The sequence below is a fragment of the Rhodospirillaceae bacterium genome (assembly GCA_016712715.1).
In the GTDB taxonomy this organism is placed as follows: Bacteria; Pseudomonadota; Alphaproteobacteria; order Dongiales; family Dongiaceae; genus Dongia.
The window spans coordinates 774676-796285 of sequence record JADJQM010000003.1; the positions used below are offsets into that span (position 1 = coordinate 774676).

20 protein-coding genes and 2 pseudogenes are annotated in these 21610 nt (G+C 62.7%); 4 read left to right on the forward strand and 18 right to left on the reverse strand.

Annotation, left to right across the window (positions count from 1 at the left end; genetic code table 11):
• Nucleotides 1-95: 95 nt before the first annotated feature.
• The 13 genes and pseudogenes from IPK59_21340 to IPK59_21400 form a co-directional block, all read right to left on the reverse strand.
• Nucleotides 96-548 (reverse strand): PAS domain-containing protein, encoded by a 453-nt coding sequence (locus IPK59_21340; GenBank protein MBK8161184.1) that lies wholly within the window; start codon nucleotides 546-548, stop codon nucleotides 96-98.
• 39 nt (nucleotides 549-587) lie between these two features.
• Nucleotides 588-1994 (reverse strand): FAD-binding oxidoreductase, encoded by a 1407-nt coding sequence (locus tag IPK59_21345; GenBank protein ID MBK8161185.1) that lies wholly within the window; start codon nucleotides 1992-1994, stop codon nucleotides 588-590.
• Between the two features lie 41 nt (nucleotides 1995-2035).
• Entirely contained in the window at nucleotides 2036-2287 is a 252-nt protein-coding gene (locus IPK59_21350) for a DUF2061 domain-containing protein (GenBank protein ID MBK8161186.1), read from the reverse strand.
• A gap of 102 nt (nucleotides 2288-2389) precedes the next feature.
• Nucleotides 2390-3205, reverse strand: coding sequence for an aminotransferase class IV (locus IPK59_21355; protein ID MBK8161187.1), 816 nt, complete (start codon nucleotides 3203-3205; stop codon nucleotides 2390-2392).
• Nucleotides 3202-4633: pseudogene (pabB, locus tag IPK59_21360) on the reverse strand (aminodeoxychorismate synthase component I). Before pabB ends, IPK59_21355 begins: the two are co-directional and overlap by 4 nt.
• Before the next feature lie 51 nt (nucleotides 4634-4684).
• Nucleotides 4685-7195: a PAS domain S-box protein gene (locus tag IPK59_21365; protein MBK8161188.1), complete on the reverse strand. Its 2511-nt coding sequence runs from the start codon at nucleotides 7193-7195 to the stop codon at nucleotides 4685-4687.
• A gap of 5 nt (nucleotides 7196-7200) precedes the next feature.
• The gene (locus tag IPK59_21370) at nucleotides 7201-7734 is read right to left on the reverse strand and encodes an alpha/beta hydrolase (protein MBK8161189.1); all 534 of its coding nucleotides are present in this window, start codon (nucleotides 7732-7734) and stop codon (nucleotides 7201-7203) included.
• Nucleotides 7735-8098: 364 nt separating this feature from the next.
• Entirely contained in the window at nucleotides 8099-8482 is a 384-nt protein-coding gene (locus tag IPK59_21375) for a LysR family transcriptional regulator (GenBank protein ID MBK8161190.1), read from the reverse strand.
• Between the two features lie 3 nt (nucleotides 8483-8485).
• Nucleotides 8486-9638 (reverse strand): annotated as a pseudogene (locus IPK59_21380) (acyl-CoA--6-aminopenicillanic acid acyltransferase).
• Between the two features lie 75 nt (nucleotides 9639-9713).
• On the reverse strand, nucleotides 9714-10436 hold the full coding sequence (locus IPK59_21385; protein ID MBK8161191.1) for a gamma-glutamylcyclotransferase: 723 nt from the start codon (nucleotides 10434-10436) through the stop codon (nucleotides 9714-9716).
• Nucleotides 10437-10576: 140 nt separating this feature from the next.
• A complete protein-coding gene (locus IPK59_21390; protein ID MBK8161192.1) occupies nucleotides 10577-11560 on the reverse strand; it encodes a 3-keto-5-aminohexanoate cleavage protein in 984 nt (327 codons plus the stop codon).
• Between the two features lie 28 nt (nucleotides 11561-11588).
• Nucleotides 11589-12329, reverse strand: coding sequence for a GntR family transcriptional regulator (locus IPK59_21395; GenBank protein ID MBK8161193.1), 741 nt, complete (start codon nucleotides 12327-12329; stop codon nucleotides 11589-11591).
• Between the two features lie 18 nt (nucleotides 12330-12347).
• Complete coding sequence (locus tag IPK59_21400) at nucleotides 12348-13673, reverse strand: aminotransferase class III-fold pyridoxal phosphate-dependent enzyme (GenBank protein ID MBK8161194.1); 1326 nt, start codon at nucleotides 13671-13673, stop codon at nucleotides 12348-12350.
• Nucleotides 13674-13844: 171 nt separating this feature from the next.
• Here IPK59_21400 and IPK59_21405 point away from each other — a divergent pair, with 171 nt between their 5' ends.
• From IPK59_21405 to IPK59_21420, 4 genes are read left to right on the forward strand one after another with little or no spacing between them, the layout of a single operon-like run.
• A complete protein-coding gene (locus tag IPK59_21405) occupies nucleotides 13845-14897 on the forward strand; it encodes an ABC transporter substrate-binding protein (GenBank protein MBK8161195.1) in 1053 nt (350 codons plus the stop codon).
• A gap of 28 nt (nucleotides 14898-14925) precedes the next feature.
• Entirely contained in the window at nucleotides 14926-16185 is a 1260-nt protein-coding gene (locus IPK59_21410; GenBank protein MBK8161196.1) for an ABC transporter permease, read from the forward strand.
• The gene (locus tag IPK59_21415; protein MBK8161197.1) at nucleotides 16185-16994 is read left to right on the forward strand and encodes an ABC transporter permease; all 810 of its coding nucleotides are present in this window, start codon (nucleotides 16185-16187) and stop codon (nucleotides 16992-16994) included. Before IPK59_21410 ends, IPK59_21415 begins: the two co-directional genes overlap by 1 nt.
• Nucleotides 16991-17836, forward strand: coding sequence for a hypothetical protein (locus IPK59_21420; GenBank protein ID MBK8161198.1), 846 nt, complete (start codon nucleotides 16991-16993; stop codon nucleotides 17834-17836). The genes IPK59_21415 and IPK59_21420 overlap by 4 nt, the downstream gene beginning before the upstream one ends.
• Nucleotides 17837-18006: 170 nt before the next feature.
• On the opposite strand, the gene IPK59_21425 is transcribed toward IPK59_21420, so the two are convergent.
• The 5 genes from IPK59_21425 to IPK59_21445 form a co-directional block, all read right to left on the reverse strand.
• Nucleotides 18007-18381 carry an energy transducer TonB gene (locus IPK59_21425; protein ID MBK8161199.1) on the reverse strand — a complete coding sequence of 125 codons (375 nt, stop codon included), beginning with the start codon at nucleotides 18379-18381 and terminating at the stop codon, nucleotides 18007-18009.
• 69 nt (nucleotides 18382-18450) lie between these two features.
• A complete protein-coding gene (locus IPK59_21430) occupies nucleotides 18451-18840 on the reverse strand; it encodes a hypothetical protein (GenBank protein ID MBK8161200.1) in 390 nt (129 codons plus the stop codon).
• 10 nt (nucleotides 18841-18850) lie between these two features.
• Entirely contained in the window at nucleotides 18851-19312 is a 462-nt protein-coding gene (gene exbD / locus IPK59_21435; protein ID MBK8161201.1) for a TonB system transport protein ExbD, read from the reverse strand.
• Nucleotides 19313-19320: 8 nt separating this feature from the next.
• Nucleotides 19321-20292, reverse strand: a complete 972-nt coding sequence (gene exbB / locus IPK59_21440; protein MBK8161202.1) for a tonB-system energizer ExbB — start codon at nucleotides 20290-20292, stop codon at nucleotides 19321-19323.
• Nucleotides 20293-20393: 101 nt separating this feature from the next.
• Complete coding sequence (locus IPK59_21445; GenBank protein ID MBK8161203.1) at nucleotides 20394-21602, reverse strand: PepSY domain-containing protein; 1209 nt, start codon at nucleotides 21600-21602, stop codon at nucleotides 20394-20396.
• Nucleotides 21603-21610 lie beyond the last annotated feature (8 nt).

The following is a 21610-nucleotide window of genomic DNA, read 5'->3' on the forward strand; positions in this document are numbered from 1 at the left end:
CTTCCCCGATTTGAGGATCCCCAACGTCGCTTTCAATCGCCGCATTACCGCAATCTCCGCCGGCGAGCGCGACGTCACACGCCTCGCCGCCGCTGTCAGTCGGCGCCGTTGAACGCCCATTCGAAGACGCAACCACCGATCAGCTTGTCGACCACCTTGCCGTCGCTCGACAACGGCAAGGCCAGGCGTTCATAGCGCAAATGGCGCCCATCCTTCCGCTGGTACTCCCAGGTCGAACAGGCTGGCGCGCCGCTTTCGGCAACGCGCTCGTATTCCTGCGTGATCTGGCTCTGATGGTTGTTGAGGTCCATGCCATCGAGGAATTGGCCGGTGACTTCCTGGCCATATCCCCTGGTGATTTCGGTTCCCGCCAGACGGTATTGAAAGCGAAACGGTGCGCGTTGGATGTCCACCAGACCCAGATAGGGCAGAAGCTCCTTGATCTCCGCCGGATCGATATCGGCGCGCGTCGGCGCCATGCGGGCGCCTTTCTTCAGGCGCCAATAGGCGAGAAGCTGTCGCAGCGGCTCGCTGTTCGGTTCGTCCATCGGTGTGATTTCCTGGCTGAAGCCGAAAATGTGTGAATTCTATTCAATTATACCGAGTTCGCCCTCACCTTGGCAAATCACCTTCCCCGGATTGAGAATTCCCCTCGGGTCGAGCGCTGCTTTCAAGCGCCGCATCACGTCGATCTCCGCCGGCGTGCGCGAATAGGAGAGATAGTCGCGCTTCAACGTGCCGATGCCATGTTCCGCCGAGACCGAGCCCGCAAAGTCGCGGACACAGGCATAGACGATCTCGTCGACGTCATGCATGCCTTCGCCCGCGGCGTAAGATACCGACGTCGTGATGTGGAGATTGCTGTCGCCGATATGGCCATAGAAGAAGAACTCACCCTTCGGCCAGCGAGCCGCCAACCTTGCGCGGCAATCTTCGGCGAAGGCGCCGATGCGGCCGACGGCCAGGCTCACATCAAAATTGACGATCTCGGGCAGCGTATCCAGCGCATAGCCTTCACGCACCTTCCAGAAGCTCTGCGCTTCCTTCTCGGTCTGCGCGATGACGGCGTCAACGAGGAGACCTTCTTCCAGGGCCGCTTCCAGCAGCGCCTGGAACCGCGCCGGATCGTTCGCCGCGTCATTGCCCTGGTGCTCGATCAGCACATAGAAGGGATGATCGGGGCTGAGCGGCTGCGCGCCCGTCATCTTGTGCCCGCTCACGAAGCGATAGAAATCCGGCCACATCACCTCGAAGGCCGAGGGGCCGCCGAGATCGGTCCCCGCCCGGCCCAGCAGGGCAAGGACCGCCTCGAAACTGGTAAGCGCGCAGAAGGCCGTGCTGGTCGAGCGCGGCAGGGGCCGCAAGCGGAACACCACGCGCGTGATGATGCCGAGCGTCCCTTCCGAGCCGATGAACAATTGCTTCAGATCGAAGCCGGCATTGTTCTTCAGCATCTTGTTGAGGCTGCTGATCACGGTGCCGTCCGCCAGCACCGCCTCAAGCCCCAGCACCTGGGCGCGCGCCATGCCATAGCGGATGACGCGGTTGCCGCCGGCATTGGTCGAAAGATTGCCGCCCACCTGGGCCGAGCCGCGGCTGCCGAGATCGAGCGGCAGCAGGAAACCCTGTTCGGCGGCGGCCAATTGCGCGCGTTCCAGCGGCGTCCCCGCCAGCACGGTCAGGGTGGCGGCCTCGGCGTCCAGTTCCTCGATGCCGGTGAGGAGGTCGAGCGAGAGGGCGATATCGTCGGGTCCCGCATTGGCGCCGCCGGCCAGTCCCGTGAGCCCGCCCTGCGGCACCACGCTCTGGCCATGGGCGTGGCAGATCCGGAGTGCTGCCGCGACCTCATCCGTGTTGCGCGGCCGCAGCAGGGCCTTGGGCAGATGGCGCCCCGTCATGCTCATGTCGGAGCGATGGCGCGGGCCGATATCGGCACCGGTGAGGACGGCGCCCGTCCCCAATGCCGCGCGCAACGCCTCGATCGCCTTGGTCATCCCTGCCGCCCCCTCAATTGAGGGCGGCATGCTAGTCGATCTCAGCCCGGCAGCGCCATCTGCCTCAACTGCCGACAGGCATGATGGTCCTCGACCCGCGGCGCTTTCCGATCAGCCGGCACCTTAGCCCAGGCACGCTCGTGGAAGAAGAACACCACCGTGTTCACCGCGGGCTCGATCAGCGCCACACCGAGCGCCACCGGCAGCGAGCCGGAGATGAGATAGGCAACGCCGAAGCCCACCGTGAAATGGAGCGTGGCGAAGGAACCGGTCTTCAAGAGATCGCGTAACATGATGACCTCCAGTCATTTGCGAATCATTCTCATTAGCAATATGAAGAAGGAGATCGATCGATTCAAGTGACTTATACAGATGCTATTGATCGACCCTGTCGATCAATGAACCAGCTGCGCCAGTTCCGCCGTCAGCTCGGCGTCGAGGGGGATTTCCTGGCCGTCGAGACGGGTGATCGGCACGCAGCCGAGCAGGGAATTGGTGATCCAGAGAGCGCGAAACTTGCAGATATCCCCCTTTTCGATGACATTATCCGCCGTTTCCCGACCGATTTTCGCGGCATTCTCCAGGATCCGGCGGCGCACGATACCGTCCAGCACACCTTCCGTCAGAGGTGGCGTCACCAGCGTGTTTCCCAGCAATGCCAACAGGTTACCCCGCGCAAAGCCAGCAATCCGGCCCTGATTGTTGAGCATCAGGGCCTCCTCGGCCCCGAGCGCCTGCGCCTGCTGCTGCGCCAAAATATTATCCAGGTAATTCAAAGACTTGATGCGGCTCAGGGGCGATCCCTCATTGCGCCGGATCGGCACGATCGCCCCCTCCAGATGCCCCGGCACCACCGGATGCAAACCCGCCGTAATCACCAAAACCGGTTTCGGATCAAGGGGTAACAGCAGCCCGCGTGAACCGACCCCGCGCGACAGGGTGATGCGCAAGGCAGCGCGACCCTTGGACAATCCATTGGCAACAAGCACTTGTTCAATCGCCGTTGCAATCTCGGTCGCCTCCACCGGCAACGGCAGGTCGAGCACCGTCGAAGCCCGTGCCAGGCGGTCAAGATGTGCAGCCAAATCAAGGGGATGGCCATCCAAGGCGGCGAGGGTTTCAAACAAGCCATCGCCCAGGGTGAAACCGCGATCGCGCGGATCGATGCGCGCCTGATCTGCCGGCAACAACGCGCCGTTGATCCAGATCATGCGGCCGATCCCCCGATATCGGATTGCGCGGTGCCGTCATAGGCCAGCGTTTCAATGAGCGCCTTGGCCTTGGTCAGGCTCTCGTCGAGTTCGAGAGCCGGGTCGCTGTCGGCAACGATGCCGCCCCCGACCTGGAAGGAGAGATCGTCGCCCTTCACACAATAGGTGCGGATGACGATGTTGCTGTCCATGCAGCCATCAAAGCCAAGATAGCCAATGGCGCCGCAATAGGGTCCACGCGATGTGGGTTCCAATTCGGCAATGACTTCCATGGCGCGGATCTTGGGGGCGCCGGTCACCGAGCCACCCGGGAACGTCGCGCGCAGCAGGTCGACGGCGGTCAAGTCGGGCAGCATCTCGCCGGTCACGACAGAGACCAGGTGATGCACCGTCGCGTAGGATTCGAGCCCCCACAGCACAGGCACTTTCACGCTCCCCATGCGGCAGACCCGGCTGAGATCGTTGCGCAGCAGATCGACGATCATCAAATTCTCGGCACGATCCTTTTCGCTGGCCCTGAGCTCGGCTGCCAGGGCTGAATCTTCTGCCGAACTCCTGCCGCGCGGGCGCGTACCCTTGATCGGCCGCGTCTCCACCATGCCATCGCGCAACGAAAGAAAGCGTTCCGGCGATGAGGAGAGGATCGCAATGTCATCGAATTCCAGGAAGGCCCCGAATGTCGCGGGGTTACGTCGCCGAAGCGCGCGATAGAGGTCAAGCCGGTCGATTCCGGCGTGGAGTTTGGCGCGGAAGCGCTGCGTAATGTTGGCCTGGTAGATGTCGCCGGCCTCGATATAGTCAATGGCTCGGCGGATCATCGCCCGGTATTCAGCGCCAGGCAATTCTGGCCGGGCCGCGATCGCCCAAGCGGAGCGGGCAGCCGTCTGGCTGTGCGGTGTCGGCAAAGAGAGCAAGCGCCCAATCAATGCGCGCGCGTGCGCGGACCCCTCGCGCCTCGCCAGACGCCGGCAGACCGCTGGAGATCAGCCAACCGCGCTTGGCCACGTGATCGATCGCCACCACCAGGTCATAGGCGCCGAGCAGCAGGTCGGGAATATCCTGGTCGTCGCGGCGATGCCGCGGCACGCGTTCGAGATGATGTCGCAGCCCGTAGCCGAACGACCCGGCAACCCCACCCTGAAACGGGGGCAGTCCGGGAACACTTGGCAGTTCGTAGCGCGCCATCATACGCGACAGTGTCTCAAAGGGATCGCCGCGCGTCGCCTGGCCGTCCAGCGACACCAGATTGCCATCTGCACTCAGATGGTGGAACGGGTCCGCCATGAGGAAAGAGTAGCGACCAAGCGTGTCATGCGTGAGGGCGCTATCAAAAAACACCAGCCCCCCGGCCGGACGCAATGCGGCGGCCCAGCGCAATGGGTCGAGGGCGGTCGGCGGCAGGTCGTGCGTAAGCGGCAGCGTCGTCATGGGAGGCAACTTGGCATGCCGGCCACATTCTGAGCACCCAATAAGCGTCCGTCATTTTCCTGATTCTGCCAGGCCGCCGATGTCGCCGGCGGCCCCCGCGGGCGCCGATGCCGATCTGCCGGCCGGAAGGCTGAGGTGCGCGACGGTGCCCTTGCCAATCTCGCTTTCCAGTGTCACTTCGCCAGACATGGCCTTGGCCAGCAACACGCAAATCGCGAGGCCGAGACCAGTTCCGCCGACATCACGCACGTAGCTGTCCGCCACCTGTTCGAAGGGGCGCCCGAGGCCGGGCAATCTATCGGCCGGAATGCCGCGGCCATTGTCCTTCACTTCGATCACCACCATGCCCGTATCGCTTTGCTGGAACACGCGCACGTCGACTGTGCCGCCGGCTTGCGTGAACTTTACGGCATTGGAGAGGAGATGACCGAGAATCTGCGCCAAAGCGGCCTCGTCCGCCCAAATCCGGCAAGCGGGATCTATCGCCGCTATCCGCAACGTCAGGCCGGCATCGAGTGCCCGCGCCCGGATCTGACTGATTGCATCATCCACTGCGACGTTGGGATCGACCACCTTGCAATGAAGATCGTACTTGTTGTTCCCAATCCGCGATAAATCCAGGACTTCACTGATCATGGAGAGGAGATGCATGCCGCTCTTGCGAATGTCCTCCGCAAATTCGACATATGGTCGCCGTTCAATCGGACCCAGTTGCTCGCGCGCAATCAACTCGGAAAAGCCGATGATGGCGTTGAGAGGCGTACGCAGCTCGTGGCTCATATTGGCAAGAAACTGGCTTTTGGCGACATCGGCGGCTTGCGCCCGCTTCGCCTCCAATTCCTTTTCGCCTACCAAACGCTCAAGGTCGCGTTCGCGATCGACGATTTCAGTCATGTCGCGGAAGATGACGGTCATGGTCAGGCTGCCCGCCACCTCGACCTTGGAGATCACCGCCATCATCTGGAAGATGCTGCCATCCCTGCGCACTGCCGTGACCGAGCGCCAATTCGACATTTTCTGCCGATCAATGCTGCCCGCAGCGAAACCGGCAATGAAGCCCTGGTGTCGCTGCCTTTTTTCCTCGGGCAAAAGTCGATCGAGCCGCTGGCCGATCATGTCGCCGGCGGTATGGCCGAAAATCACTTCCGCCTCTCGATTATAGGAGATGATCCGCCCCGCCTGATCGACGGAAATAATACCGACCATCGCTGAATGAAGGATCGAAGCATAGCGCGCCTCGGCATCGCGCGAATGCGCCAATGCCGAACGCGCCAGATCGAGCGCATCAGCCAGCGCCTTGGCCGAGATCACCCTGTCGGTCGCATCACGCAAGACGCCAACATATTGTTTGACCTCACCAGTGTTGTCGAAGAGCGGTGTGATGGTGAGATCGTTCCAGAACGTCGACCCGTCCTTACGGTAGTTGAGGACGTTGCCGGAGAATATCAGTGCCCGATCCAGCTGATAGCTAATGGCATCCAGGGTGTCGCGCGACGTATCCGGGCCATGCAGTATTGAGCAGCTGATGCCAAGCATTTCCGCCATGCAGTAGCCCGTCAGGCGTTCGAACCCTGCATTGACATAGATCACCCGTTGTTCGGCGTTGGCGATAACGATTCCATCTCCGGTTTGGTTGAGCGCTTCTTCGCGCATGACGAGATCGCGATTGGCCCGTTGCTGTCGTTCGGCAAATCCGACCAGAATCCAGGCCAGGGCAACCGCTGCACCCATGAAGAGCAACACTTCATTGACGGCATCATCGATCGAGACGGTTTCTTCGAGGAACGGACCGTAGCCATGGGCAGTTGCCCAGACCATTGCCAGCGGCACCAGGATGGCAGCCAAGGCGGTACCAAAGCGACCGACCGCGATGGCCGGCCAGACCATCAGCACGAGAGGGACAGAGATCAGCAGATGACCGCTGCTCGCGTCAGTCTGCCGCGCCAGGCCGACGAGAAACAGAATGAAGCCGGCAAGCCAGAGAGCTGCATGAAGGCGATTGCGATGTTGCGCCGCTAAATGCCGTCGTTCGCACATCACCACAAGTGGCGCCAGAATGATGACGCCGGCAACATGGCTGAGCCACAGATCAATCCAACCCGAGATGTCCGTAATCTGGATCGCAACATTGCCGCTGACAATCAATGGGGCGGCGATCATCGCGAAGACGGCACCTCCCAGGGCCGAAGCCAATAAAAACAGCAGCGCACTGCGCCAGTCGACCTGCCGCAAGGAGACATCGAGACGCCGAAGAATACCGTAGGTGACAAGGCAGGCGATCATGCTGCCAACGGCGGCAACGCTGGCCAGCCATAGATCGGTTCCGTGGATGAGGCCCACGCCCAGAATGCCGAGGGCGGCACACGCCCCTCCGCCCCAGCCGCGCCGCAGCAGCCAGCCGACCATGAGGCCAGCCGGCAACCAGATCGGCGGCTGCAACTCAGCACCTCTTTCCAATTGGAATGACAGCAGTCCAAGGAGGGTCGTCGCCGCGCCGATGGCGACATCCAGCCGGAAATCGCGCCGGCGGCGGCCGAAGCCGTTGAGTCCGACGGCGGTCAAGTCGCTCACCCGGTGCCGACGGTCGCTGCCGATCGCGTGTCGCGCAAATGGCGATGCAAGGCCCCAAGCACGATGTCCGGCGAGGTCATATGTGGCATGTGTCCGCTGGTCTCGAGTATTTCCAGCACGCTGCCCTTGAGATGATCGTGCAGGTATTGCGCCGCAGCCAGCGGCACGGCTGGATCAGTACGCGTCTGAAGAACAACCGTCGGCACTGTCATCGCATCGAGCCGGTCGCGGTAATCGCCAAGGAGGATCATCTGAGCCGTCGTCAGCGCGATATCGTTGCGCATTGCCATCAGGCTGTTGCGAAAATCGAGCGCCGCCGGATGTTCCGGGGGACGGCTGACCGCGTGATTGGCGTAAGCTTCAGCCCAAGCGTGGTAATTGGAGCCGATCGCGAGAAAAAGCTGGTTGAGCTGGTCGCGGTCGAGGCCGCCTTCATAGCCGTCGAGATTGAGATAGCAAGGCGAAGCGCCGAGGGTGATGATTTTGTCAAAGCGGCCACGCTGCTGTTCTGCTGCCAGCAGGCCGATCATGCCGCTCACGGAGTGGCCGACGAAGGTGCAGCATGTCAAAGAACTCAGGATCTGCCGCGGCGGAACAAGCCAGGTCATAGGTCACGACACGGAAATGCTCCGCCAGGATTTCGCGATAAGGCTGCCAAACATCCTGATTTGCACCGAATCCGTGTCCCAGGAGAAGAACCCTAGGACCCGATCCGAGTTGCCGCAGATTGAGACATTTAGCCGTCCAGGAAGGCATAAAATCCGATCCCGCGAGGTATTCCAATGATGGAGATTATTGTAGCCTGCCAATTCTTAAGCTGTGATTGACGCAATCAACAATAAATTGCGGCAATCGGTCAGCCTGGGGCGGCACGCGACGATCTGTTCCGGGTCGTCACTTCTGGCGCTGGTTGCGCTTGATGAGGGTCCGCAAGGCCTGGACATCGGCGGCAATCGCCGTTCGGCAGGCGGCTTCCATGCTGCGATAGCGAGTCAGCACTTCGTCGCCAGTGCGTGTCAAAGCTGCACCGCCGCCCTTCGCACCGCCGGTCACGGCATCGACCACGGGCGCCCCAAGATGCTGGTTGAGTTCGTCGACCAGCAGCCAGGCGCGGCGATAGCTCATGCCGAGCTTGCGGCCGGCTGCCGAGATCGAGCCGGTGTCGCGGATCGCTTCGAGGAGGTCCGCCTTGCCGGGTCCGATGGCGACGTCGGGTTCGATGACGACCCGCAGCCTTGGACCGGCAGGGCGTGGCCTGGGCGTTGAGGGTTTCGCCATCTGCTATTCCGCCGCCCTGGCAAGTGACACCGGCGCGTCTCTGAGGCTGTAGCGGGTGAAGTCGCGGCAATGCGCCGGCAGCGGCGCCACATCCATGGTACCGCCTGTCGTATCCATGATGATCATGGCGACGGTCGCCGAAAGATCGCCGGCGGAATTGGGCAGGACCGGCCGGCAGACCGCGAACGGGGCTGCGAAATCGTCGAAGAAGGCCGCCTTGAGATCGTCCGGCGAGATCTTGCCGTCACCCAGCAGTTTGCGGACGCGCCAGTCGCGATAGAAGCTGTCGCCGAGCAGGCCCGCATCCTTCAGTTTGGCAAGGGCCACCGGGCTCACCCAGTGATTGGCGTGCACGATCATGCCGTCGCTCGGATAGATCGGGAAGACCTCGTCGGGCGCGCATTCGAAATCGATGCCGAAGCCTTCCGCCTTGCTCAGCATCATGTTGTTGGAGCAGGCCTTGGGTGTCGCCGCCACCGCACGGACGGCCATGGCGAAATGGCGCTGCTCCAGCACCTTGCGGCGGATCAGCACCAGCGGGATGCCGGATTGCCGGTAGTCGCGCTCCGATTCCAGATAGTTCGCCGTGATGGCAATGCCGGCTTCGTTCATGCCGCAACGGGCGAGCGCCCCGGCTTCGACAAAGGTCATGAAATCCGGTCCATCGTCGCGGCTGACCCGCAGCACGATCGCCGTGTCGGCGCATTCGGCGCGCCAATCCCAGTTCATGCCGTGAATGACACGGCCGGTGCTGCTGCGTTCCTGGAGGATAATGGCCCCGGTGCAGCCATCTACAAGAGGGGCATCCCGCATCGTCCTCGGCCTCCGGCTTGTTCTTCTCACGCCGCGCCTGTGCCACGATCTCGGTCCGCGCATTCACCAGCACGATGTCGTCGACGCTCACACCGGCGCCGTCGGCGATGCCTCGCATCTCTTCCAGGTAATGCGCGCCGAAGGCCGCGATCTCCTTGGCAAACTGTCCGATGAGGCGCGCCTTCTCCCTGGCATCAAAGCCCAGTTCATCAAGCGTGCCACCATAGAGACCGATGCTGCGCTTCACCCGCTCCGGCACGGCCTTGCCATATTGCAGCCCACGCTCATAGGGAGAGCCGCTGACGGCGACGAAAGGAAAGGGTTGCGGATTAGGGGCGGTCATGGCGCTGCTCCAGCGATGTATACATCACTCTTAGCCAAAGTGCTGAGCGGTGACAATCGTGGCGCGTTTGATGACCTATTTGGTGGCTGTGGGCGACCGCATCGCCAATATCTCCTTGGCCACCATTTCCTGCAGGCGCCAGAGGTTGCGGTCGTAGATGCCGTGCTCGGCGAGCTTGCTCACCGTGTTGTAGAGATAGGCGGCACCCGAGCCCAGATGGCCGCAGGCCCGGGCCAGCATGTGAGCGGCAAGATTGAGTGTCGGCGGCTCGGGGAGATGGAAACCCTTGGGATGCGCCCAGAACACGAGCGCGCGGCGGATCTCGGCGCGGTCGCGTTCTGGGCGCACATTGATCCAGCGGACATAGGCGATATCCTCATGCCCATCGGTTTCGCGCTGCAGGGCGCGCGCCAATTCCTCGACGGTGCTCTCCTCAGGCAGGCGGAACAGGATGCCGTCGCAGGAGCCGCCGCGCTCCAGGGCCAGCATCAGCCCCGGCTGTTCCGGCGTGCCGCGCCAACGGGTCAGCTTCATCGAGAACTGCCGGTGCCAGCCATGAGCGGTGCCGCGCTGGTGTTCGACCGACGTAAAACCGGGGTTCCAGATGAGCGAGCCATAAGCGAAGACCCAGAGCGGCCCAGGACCGTTCTGCTCCACATATTCCCGCGCCAGGGTGAGATAGCCCGCCTCGTCGAGATAGGTGAGATCGGGCCGTGGGCCGGGATCCGGCACCATTCGCTCGCACAGCGCCACCATCTCGGCAGTGAGTGACATCGCTCTGCTGGTGGGTGGTGGCATGCCCTGGTCCGGTCGTCCTGCTGCCGCGTCGGGGCGGAGACTAGCAAGACGACAGGGCCACAGCAATCGGCACCAATCTCACATCAAAATCGCGAATTCCTCACAGGCGGGCAGGGATTTCCGGCCCGGCCCCGCCCTTCTCAGAAGGCGACCTGGTCGCCGCCTTTCAGCTTCAGCATGGCGCGTGCCTCGGCCGGCGTGGCAATTTCCAACGACAAGCCCTCGAGGATGCCGCGGATCTTGCGTACCTGGTCGGCATTGCTCTTGGCCAACTGGCCCGGCCCCAGATAAATGCTGTCCTCCAGCCCCACCCGCACATTGGCGCCCATGGTGGCACCCATGGTGGCAAGGTTCATCTGGTGGCGGCCGGCCGCCAGGATCGACCACTGGTAGTCAGGCCCGAACAAGCGGTCAGCCGTGCGGCGCATATGGGCAAGATCCTCGGGATGCGGGCCGATACCGCCCAGCACGCCGAAGATCGTCTGCACGAAGAGCGGTGGCTCGAGCAGCTTGCGGTCGAGGAAATGCGCCAGCGTGTAGAGATGGCCGATATCGTAGCATTCACATTCGAAGCGCGTGCCGCAACCATGGCCCAGTTCCCGGATCACCCGTTCGATCTGGGCGAAGGTATTGCTGACAATGCTGTCGCGGGTCTTTTCGATATAGGGCTTTTCCCAATCGTATTTCCATTCGGTGATCTTGTCGCCGGCGTGGAAGATGCCGAAATTCATCGATCCCATGTTGAGGGAGCAAAGCTCGGGCTTGGCGCGCAAGGGGGCGGCCAGCCGGTCGTCCATCGACATGCCGAGCGAGCCGCCGGTGGTGATGTTGATGACCGCGTCGCAGGATTGCTTGATGCGCGGCAGAAACTGCATGAACACGTCCGGGTTCGGCGTCGGCCGTCCGTCCTTGGGATCGCGCGCATGGAGATGAATGACCGAGGCGCCGGCCTCGGCAGCGGCGATCGAATCCTTGGCGATCTCGTCAGGCGTGATGGGAAGATAAGGCGACATGGTCGGCGTATGCACCGAACCGGTAACCGCGCAGGTGATGATCACCTTGCGGCTTTTGCCTGCACCCGGCTTCGCAGCACCCTGTTTGCCGGTTTCCTGATTGACGCTCATCTCCCCACCCTCTTCTTCAGTTCGTTGTTCAGTTCGCGGATTCCGGGAGCAGCCGCAAGATGATGTCAGCGGCTTCGGAAATGTCTTCCTGCAGGGCGACGCGCGCGCCGGCGCCATCTCCCTTACGCAACGCGGCGATCATCGCCTCGTGATGATCCATGCCAAGTCCCAGCGTCGCCTCGCCACGCATGGTGTTGAGGCAAGGCCCCACCTGCATCCACAGGCTTTCGATGATCGGCAGGAGCAGCGGCGAGCGCGCCGCTTTGTAGATGGCAAAATGGAAATCAAGATTGAGGTCGAGATAGCCTTCGGCGCTGCCAGCTCCCGCAGCGCGGTTCATCTCCGCCTGGATATCGGCCAGGCGCGCGAGTTCGGGCTTGGTGATGGTGAGGGCTGCCCATTCGGTGGCCTTGCCCTCGATCTCGCAGCGCACGCGGCGCAAATCCATGAGCCGGCCGGCGGTCATCTGCGGTACCTCGACCCCGCGATTGGGGTTGTTCTGCAGCGCCTGCTCAGCCACCAGGCGGCGCAGCGCCTCGCGGACCGGCATGGCGCTCGTGCCGAACAGCTTTTCCAGCTTCGAGACCACCAACCGTTCACCCGGTATGTAATGCGCCGACATGATGGCCCGCTTCAACCGGGCATAGATGTCCTCATGAGTCGTCCCATGGGGCACGTCACCCAAAGCCGCCATCTTCGTGCTGGCGATGCGCGGCTTTTTCCGCAAGGTCGTCGCGCGCCGCTTCGCTTTGGTCGGGCCGGTTGCCATGATGGTCCGTCTAGCTCCTCAATGCCGCGTCGGCAGGATCGAGCGGTAGTCGCTGAGGAAGTCGTCGAAGATACTTGTGAACACGCCGATATCGGCCCGGGTGAAGGGCAATGACAAGGCGATCATGCCGCGCGGCGTCACATATTGGCCGCGCAGCAGCATTTCAAGCTGCCATAGATGCAGGAAGCGGTGATCCGCCGCCTCGACATCATGGGGTGAGGTAACCTCGCCCTGGACGAAATGCAGATTCATCAGCGATCCAACCCCGGTGACGGTGCCGGCCACGTTCCGCCGCGCCAATTGCTCGTTCATGGTCGCGCGCAGATCGTCGCCCAGGGCGTTCATGTTCCCCAGCGCCGATTCGGTCAAGACCTGAGTGAAACCGGTGAAGCCCGCCGTCATGCTGAAGATGTTGTTGTTGAAGGTGCCGCCATGGCCGAAGGCATTGGGGGCGGACGGGTCGAACCGGTCGAGGATGTCGGCGCGGCCGCCGAAGGCGCCGAAGCTGCAGCCGCCGCCGATATATTTGCCCAGCGACACCATGTCCGGCTTGATCCCGGCCTTGCCGTGATAGCCGCGATAAGAGAGGCGCGAGGTCATCACCTCGTCGAAGATGAGGAGGATGCCGGCCTTTTCCGTCTCGGCCCGCAGCATGGCGAGAAAATCGGCCTTGGCCTCGATGCAGCCGCCACCGCCCATCATCGGCTCAAGGATCACAGCGGCCAGTTCGCCTGCATGCTGCTGAATGAGCGCCTTCGTTCCGGCAATGTCGTTGTATTGCGCGAAGATGAAGGGATAGGGCGCGTTCAGGGGCGAGCCACCATGGGCGAAGGTGAGGATGCCACCGTGATAGCCGCCATCAAAGACCAGGATGGCGGGTCGCCCGGTGACGGCACGCGCGGTGGAGAGTGCCATGAGGTTGGCCTCGGTTCCGGAATTGCAGAAGCGCACGCGCTCGATCGCCGGATAGCGCGCGACGATCGCCTCGCCGAGCTTCGCTTCATAGGGGTTGGGGCCACCCAGCACCCAGCCGGAATCGGCGACACCCTTGATCGCGTTGGCGATGAGTTCGTTGCGATGGCCGTAAAGACCAGCGGTATATTCGCTGACGAAGTCGACATAGGTATGGCCGTCGAGATCGCTGAGGCGATTGGACTCGCCGCCCGTGATGGTGAGCGGAAAGGGTTCGTAATAGAGCACGGCACGGGTGTTGCCACCGGGCAAGGCTTTCTTGGCGGCCTCATGGCGCGCGCGGCTTTCCGGATTGGCCTTGGTGAAGCGCTGGCGCGTGTCGGCGATGGCCGCATCGAGCTCGATATTGGTGCCGGGAGCTGGGGCTTGCATGTCTCACCTATTTGATCAAACTTCTTAAAAACTAGTCGGCGATACCGCTCCTGTAAAGAGCCGGCATTGATTCTGTCGCCATATTGTTGGCATTGACAGCTTTAAATTCGCACCGTAGCATTTGATCAAATCGACCACCAAAAAACACCAAACAGGAGAAGGAGCCGAGCAATGACGTCGAAAGTTATTTGGGCCGCGTTGGGCATGGCGCTGGCTGGCACGGGTGCCATGAGCAGCGCATCTGCCGAAGAGAGCTTCACCGCCGTCGGCTGGGGCGGTTCCTGGAACGAGGCCTATGACAAAGGCGTGTTCCAGCCCTTCACCAAGGAAACCGGCATCAAGGTGGTCGTGGATGAATGGGAAGGCGAGCTCGCGAAGGTGCGCGCCCAGATCGAAAGCAACGCCATCGTCTATGATTTCGTGAGCGTGGAAGCGCCGCAATTGGAGATCGGCTGCGCCGAGGGTCTGTTCGAAAAGCTGCCCGACGCCATCTATGCCCAGAAAGACGAGTATCTGCCGGGCACCATCCATCCCTGCGGGCTCGCCTCCGACACTTGGGCCACCGTGATGGTCTATGATGGCAACAAGATCAAGGACGGGCCGCAGAGCTGGGCCGATTTCTGGGATGTCGAGAAGTTTCCGGGCAAGCGCGGCCTGCTGGGCGGCGCGCAATACACGCTGGAAAACGCCATGATGGCGACTGGCGTCGCCCCGGCCGATGTCTATACCGAACTCCGGAAGCCCGACGGCGTTGACCGTGCCTTTGCCATGCTGGACAAGATCAAGCCGCATGTCGTCTGGTGGACCAGTTCCACAAAGGCCCTGCAGAACCTCACCGCCGGCGAAGTGGTGATGACTGATCTCTACAATGCCCGCGTCACCTCGGAAAACGAGAAGAACAAGACCAATTACGTGATCGCCTGGAATGCCGGCTTCTTCTACGGCACCGACATGTGGGCGGTGGTGAAGGGTGCGCCCAATGCCGCTGCGGCCGAGAAGTTCCTCGACTTCTTCGCCAAGCCGGAGAACCAGGCGGGCTTCCCGAAGCTCTATGCCTATGGCGTCGGCCACAAGAAGGCGGCCGATTTCCTCGACGCGGCGCAGCAGGAGCGTCTGCCCACCTCGGCGCAGAACCTGCCCCACGGCGCGGTTTACGACACCGATTTCTGGGCTGAGAATAAGGAAGCACTGGAACAGCGTTTCCAGGCCTGGCTCGCCCAGTAATTGTGACGTTCAGAATTGGTAGGGTGGTTTGACACAAGCGGGCTCTACCATCGTCGAAAGGTACCGGGCGCCAGGCTTCTGGCGCTCGGTCTTTTCCAGGCTGTTGTTCAGCGCTGAGGCGCGGCATTTTGCGCTGGTGCTGCCCCTTCTCCTGTTCATCCTGGTCACCGTGGTGGCGCCGGTCGGGCATTTCCTTTACCGCGCCATCGACAATTCGACCGTGGCGGAGAACATGCCGCGCACGGCGGCATCGCTCGGCGATTGGCAGCCGGCCGATGGGGTGCCGGGTGACGCGGCCTTTGCCGCCTTTGCCGAGGATATCCGCGCCGCCGCGAGTGCCGAGACGCTGGGACAATTGGCGCAGAGCCTCAACCAGCAGCTCACCGGCACGCGCAACATGATCCTGAAATCCGGCCTGGTGGTGGATGACAGCGTCACGGCCGACAATGCCAAGGCGATATTGCTGGAAAAACTGCCGGGCCTCGCCAAGCCGGAGCTCTGGGCTTTGTTCAAGGCGGGCGGCTCCGCCTATACCGATTTCTATCTGCTGCAATCCTTCGATCTGGAGCGCGACGTGTCGGGCGAGATCCGGATGGTGGGGGCAGACCGCGCGATTTTCCTTGCTGCCATCTGGCGCACCATCGTGATCAGCATCAATGTGACGGTCATCTGTGCCCTTCTCGCCTTGCCGGTCGCCCATGTGCTGGCGAGTGCGCGGCCACCTTATGCCGGCATCCTGCTGGCTTTGGTGCTGTTTCCACTGTGGACCTCGTTGCTGGTGCGCACGGTCTCCTGGATCATCATCCTGCAGGGCGAAGGGCCGGTGAATACGAGCTTGCTTTATCTGGGGCTGATCGACGATCCGTTGCATCTCGTCTATACCCGCGGCAGCCTCTATATCGCCATGGTGCAGGTGTTGCTGCCGCTGATGATCCTCTCGATCCTTGCCGTGGTGGTGAAGCTGCCCAAGGAATTGGTGCGCGCCGCCACCTCGCTCGGCGCCGATTGGTGGCAGGCTTACTGGCGGGTGCAATTGCCGCTGATTGCACCGGGCATCGTGACGGGTGCCGGCATCGTGTTCGTGTTTGCGCTGGGCTATTACATCACGCCGGCGCTGATCGGCGGTCCGCGCGACCAGATGCTGAGCTCCTACGTGGCGCTCTATACCAACAAGACCCTGAACTGGGGCTTGGCCGCGGCGCTCGCCCTCCAATTGCTGCTGGTGCTGGTCGTCGCCATGCTGGGCTGGGCGGCTTTCCAGAAACTCAGCAAAGGAAAGGGCGCCTGATGCATTTCTGGCCGCGCTTCCGCGCGCAGCTTGCCGGTTTCCATACCGCCCTGGTGCTGCTGTTCATCCTGGCGCCGATTGCCATCATGGTGCCGATCTCGCTCACCGCCGGCACGATGCTGACCCTGCCGGTGCCGGGCTGGTCCTTACAATGGTACGAGGTGGTGTTCACCGATCCGCGCTGGACCGGCGCCTTTATCAACTCATTGATCATCGGTGCCGCATCAACGGTGCTCGCCACCATCCTCGGCACGCTCGCTGCCATCGGCCTCACCTGGGGACAGTTTCCCGGACAGCGCATCATGCTGGCCGTGATCTCGGTGCCGCTCATCCTGCCCATCATCATCATGGGTGTGGCGTGTTTCAGCTTCTATGCGACCATGGGCCTGGTGGGGTCGCGCTTCGCCCTCGTCTTCGCCCATGCGGGCCTCGCCGCCCCGGTCGTCGTCACCACGGTGATGGCCAACCTCAAGAGTTTCGATCGTACCTTGATGCGCGCCGGGGCCTCGCTGGGAGCGAGTCCGCTTCTATCCTTCCGCCGCATCCTGGTGCCGCTGGTCTTGCCCGGCATATGTACGGGCGCGCTCATTGCCTTCCTCATCTCCTTCGATGAGGTGGTGATCGCCAGCTTCATCACCACCGCCGACCAGCGCACCCTGCCCCGCCAGATCTTCAGCGGCGTCCGCGAATCGATCAGCCCGGCGATCGCGGCGGCGGCGGTCATTCTCATCCTCTGCTCGGCCCTGGTCCTGGCGCTCACCGCCGAGATGCAGCGCCGCGCCCGCAAACTTCAAATGAAGCCGAGATGAAGGACGACTGCCCCATTCTCGATCTGCGCGGTGACGCGCGTGCCCGCGGTCGTGTCCACGGCGAAGCGGCCCGCACCCTCATCGCACAACATATCGACGGCTGGCGGACCGCGTCGGAAAAGCAGACCAGCCTCCCCTATCGCGACATCATCGGGCAGATGCTGAATGGCACCCGCTTCCCGCAGGCAGCGCAGAGATGGACACCGCATCTGTGGCATGAGATCGAAGGCATCGCTGAAGGGTCGGGCCAGGCGTTCGAGGATGTGCTGGTTCTCAACCTCACCGACGAACAATGGTGGTTCTTCGCCCAGCGCCAAGCCGAGGCCTGCACCAGCTTCGCCTATCGCCAAGGTGGCGCGGTGTGGTCGGGACAGAATCTCGACATCACCGGCTGGATGGACGGATTGCAGGTGGTGCTGCGCCATGACCTGGAACCAGCGACCGGCGGCACCAGCCTGGTAGCAACTCTGGCAGGCACGATCGGCATGACCGGGATCAATTCCTTTGGTGTCTCGATCTGCTGCAACACCCTGCTGCAACTGCCCCCGGCAAAGGACGGGCTGCCGGCTTTGATGGCGATCCGAGGCTTCCTGGACCAAACGAGCCTCGCCGCGGGCGAAGCCTTCCTGCGACGCGTCGAGCATGCGTCGGGTCTACATTATCTGGTGGCCGGGCCGGAGGGTTGGCTTGGATTGGAATGTGACGCCATTGGCGTGCGACGCATTGCCAGTGGCCCTGACTGGTACTGCCACACCAATCACCCCAAGCGCGCCCCGGAGCTTGGTTCCCACTCTTCGACCATCCGGCTTGAGGCGATGGAAGCAAGCTTTGTCGGGCAGTGAAGCGGCGCTGGCTTTGGCGACAAAGCCCATCTGCCGCGACGGCACGTCGCCCACCGACCCTATCGGATTCACGATCTTTCGACGCTGTGGCGCAACGCGCCGGGCACCGTTCCGCGCGTCGCCCCCGGCCCACCGAGCCAGTCGCGCTATCGCGACATTCCGCTCCTGGACTAGTTGGTCAGGATGAAATCGAGCCGGACCGGGTATTTCAGCCTGTCTGCTTCGATCTCCGGCGGGATCGGCGGCAAGGGCGAGGCGCGCTCGAAAGTCGAGATCGCGGCTTCGTCAAGCGCGGCAAAACCGGAACTTCGCGCGATGCGCGCCTCCAGAACATTGCCCTGACGATCGAACACGAACTCGACCACCGGCGACCCCTGCTGGTTCTTGCGTTTCGCGGACTTCGGATACTTCTGGTATTTCTTGATGTGCTTGCGGAAGGCCTGTTCCCACAAGATCTTGGCCTGCGCCACGCGCGCTTCATCGGCCGCGGTCGGGCCGGCAGCGACAGGAGCCGCGGCGACCGCCGGCTGCGGCGGCGATTCCACCTTGGTGGTCGACGGCGCGTCGGCTGCGCTCTTGAAGATCTTCGGTTGTGGCGGCTGATCCAGCTTCTTCTAGACCTTCTTGGTCTTGGTCGGCTCCTTTTTCTTCTTTTTCTTTTTCGGCTTGATCTTTTCCGGCACGGCAACCGCAACCTTCACCTCCGGCGGCGCCGGGGGAATGGCATCGAGTTCGGCAAGGGGCGGCAGCACGATGTCGGGCTCGACCTCAGGTTCGGGTTCCACCACCTTGGGCGGTGGCGGCGGCGCCACGGGAGCGGGCGCCAGTTCAAAGGCGATTACGGTCGCCGATGGCATGATGAGTTCCGCGGGTTCGCGTTCCCAATAGAAATAGCCGGCGGCACCACCGGAAACATGGAGCCCCACCATCAGCACGCCGGCCGAGAGCCAGCGCCGGACAGTGAGGCCAGGACTGTCGAGCGATGTTGACGGTTGCGGCGACATGGCCAGCGCCTCAGGGTGCCGGCGCAACGGCCGGTGCCGCGGCATCCGGTGCGAGTTCCAGGCCGACCAGGGCGATCTTCAGATAGCCGACCTCGCGCAGCATGTTCATCACGGTCATGATCTCGCCATACTCGACCGACTCATCGGCGCGCAGGAAGATGCGCGTCTCCTTGTCGCCCTGGGTGAGCGTTTCGAGGGAGGGGCCGAACGTATCGCGCGGCACCTTGTTGTTGCCGAGGCTGATTCCAAGCTGCGCATCGATGGTGAGGAAGAGCGGTTTGTCCGGGCGCGGCGACGGCGTCGCGGTCGAGGCCGGCAGATCGACCGCGACATCGACCGTCGACAAGGGGGCGGCCACCATGAAGATGATCAGAAGTACCAGGATGACATCGATGAACGGCGTCACGTTGATGTCGTGGTTCTCTTGGAGATCGTCGCCGGAATCGCCGCCGTGATTGAGCCGGACCGCCATGCCAGCCCCTATTCCGCCGCTTCGCGGAGATGGCCGCGGCGTTGGTCAAGATCGCGGCTGGTGAGACGCAGGATCTCTGCCGAGATGTCGGCCAGCAGGGCGCGGTAGCCGGAGATCGAGCGGGCGAATTTGTTGTAGATGACGACGGCTGGGATGGCGGCCACCAGGCCCAGCGCGGTTGCCAGCAGGGCTTCGGCGATGCCGGGCGCCACCACGGCAAGGTTGGTGGTCTGCGCCTTCGAGATGCCGATGAAGGCGTTCATGATGCCCCAAACCGTCCCGAACAGCCCGACGAAGGGGGCCGTCGATCCGATCGTGGCAAGTATGCCGATGCCGCGCGTGACATGGCGCGTGGCAGCGGCCTCGATCCGCTCCAGCCTTGAAGCGACCCGCTCCTTGATGCCGTCCGACGGCAGGCCGAGCGAAATCTCGACCTCGTGTGCCGCTGCGGTGATGAGGTCGCGGGCCGGGCCTTCCTTCAATTGAACGGTCACAACACCTTCGGCAAGCGACCCGACGCCGGCCAGTGTCTTACGCACCAGTCGCGCCTGGCGCCTGGCGCCCATCAGTTCGAGACTGGTCACCAGCCACACCGTCCAGGTGACAACCGAGGCGATGGCCAAGCCGATCATGACCGATTTCACGATCCAGTCGGCCTGCATGAACATGCCCCAGGGCGACAGGTCATGCGGCAGGATCGCGGGCGCGCCCACAGGCAGCGGCAAGCCATCCGGGCCAAGCACAACCTCGTCCGTCGCCGCGACCGGCAATGCAGGATCGGTCTGCACGGCAGTGCCGGGCACTGCAGATGGAACATCCGACGGCGCTGCCACGGCTGGTGCCGTCGGTGGGGCCGCCGTCTCCTGACCCGTCGCCAACTGTGGCGCCAGCACCAAGCCAGCCATGACGAAGAGCGCAAGGACTCTGGACTGCCCCCACACTCCCCAGCCCCAAGATTGGCCGATATGCTGTTGCTGCATAATATTTTTCAATCTGATCATTGACTTAGATGGGTCAGCCACCGCTGGCGCGCAATCCGCGTTTATCCTTATGATAGGAATGAGAATTAATTGCAATAGACTCATTCCGCCACCCGCGCCTCGGCCATTTGTCGGGCGAGCAGTCGTTCTGCCTCGCCCCTTTTGCGGCGTTGGCGCTTCATCCACCACATGGTGAGGCCAGTGATCGAGAAGAGCAGCGGCAGCAGGCCGGAGAGGAAGACCAGGAATTTCCAGATTTCGCCCCAGCCGAAGCCATAGTGGAGCGGCCGCTGATAGGCGGCGAAGGTGTCGCCTGCGTTGAAGTTCGCAGGATCGCGTATATCGATCACCTTCCCCGCCCAAGGGTCGATGAAGACGGTCGCATTGAGCATCGGTGTTTCCTGGTTGGGCCGCGCGTAGCTCAGGCGATAGGGCTGGTCGGGGCGCTGCGGCAGGAACAGGCTTTGGAGGGTGAGATCAGGTGCCACCGCCGCGTCGGCCAAGGCACGCGCCATGGTGACATCAATCGGCGTGGCGCCCGCCAACGGCTGCACGGTCACCGCATTGGGCCGCAGATCGCGCACCGGTGTCGCCAGACCCACGATCCAGTTGATCGGCTGCGGATAGACGATGTAGAGACCGGTGAAGCTGACGATGACAAAGACCGTGAGGCTCCAGAAGCCGAAGGTGTTGTGAAGATCGCGGTTGAGCCGCAAAGCGGTGGCGTTCTTCTTGATGGTGAGCTGCTGGCGCCACTGGCCCGGCCGCGGCCACCAGATGACCAGGCCGCTGATCCCTAGGAACAGCATCACCACACCGAGCCAGCCGACGATGTCGCGTCCGACTTCGGGGATCATCAGCGAGCCATGAAGCTGGTGCATGACACCCAGGAATCCGCCCTGCCGGTTCATGCCCTTCTGGACATCGAGAACGGCGAGTGAGACGGGATCGATCTTGACCGACCCGCCACCGCCCATCCCACCGGGTCCGGCCGGCGCCGCGCCGCCTGGATTGGCGCGGGCGAAACGGATGGTCGCTGGTTGTCCGGGCTCGGTCGGCAGCATCACAGCGGCGGGCTTCACCTTGTCCCCCATGGCCGGGATGGCGGCGGTAATCAGATCGGCCAACGGTGCCGGGCTGCCGGTTGCAAGTTCATAGCGCGGTTCGTCGCTGCCGAACCAGACCGGGAAATCGTCGTGATAGACCAGCACCGACCCAGTGAGGCCGAGAATCACCAGCGGCAGAAACAGGATGAGGGCCAGCCAGAGGTGGATTTCCTGCAGCAGTTGGCGGAACGTCATTTTCTTCATGGTCCTGC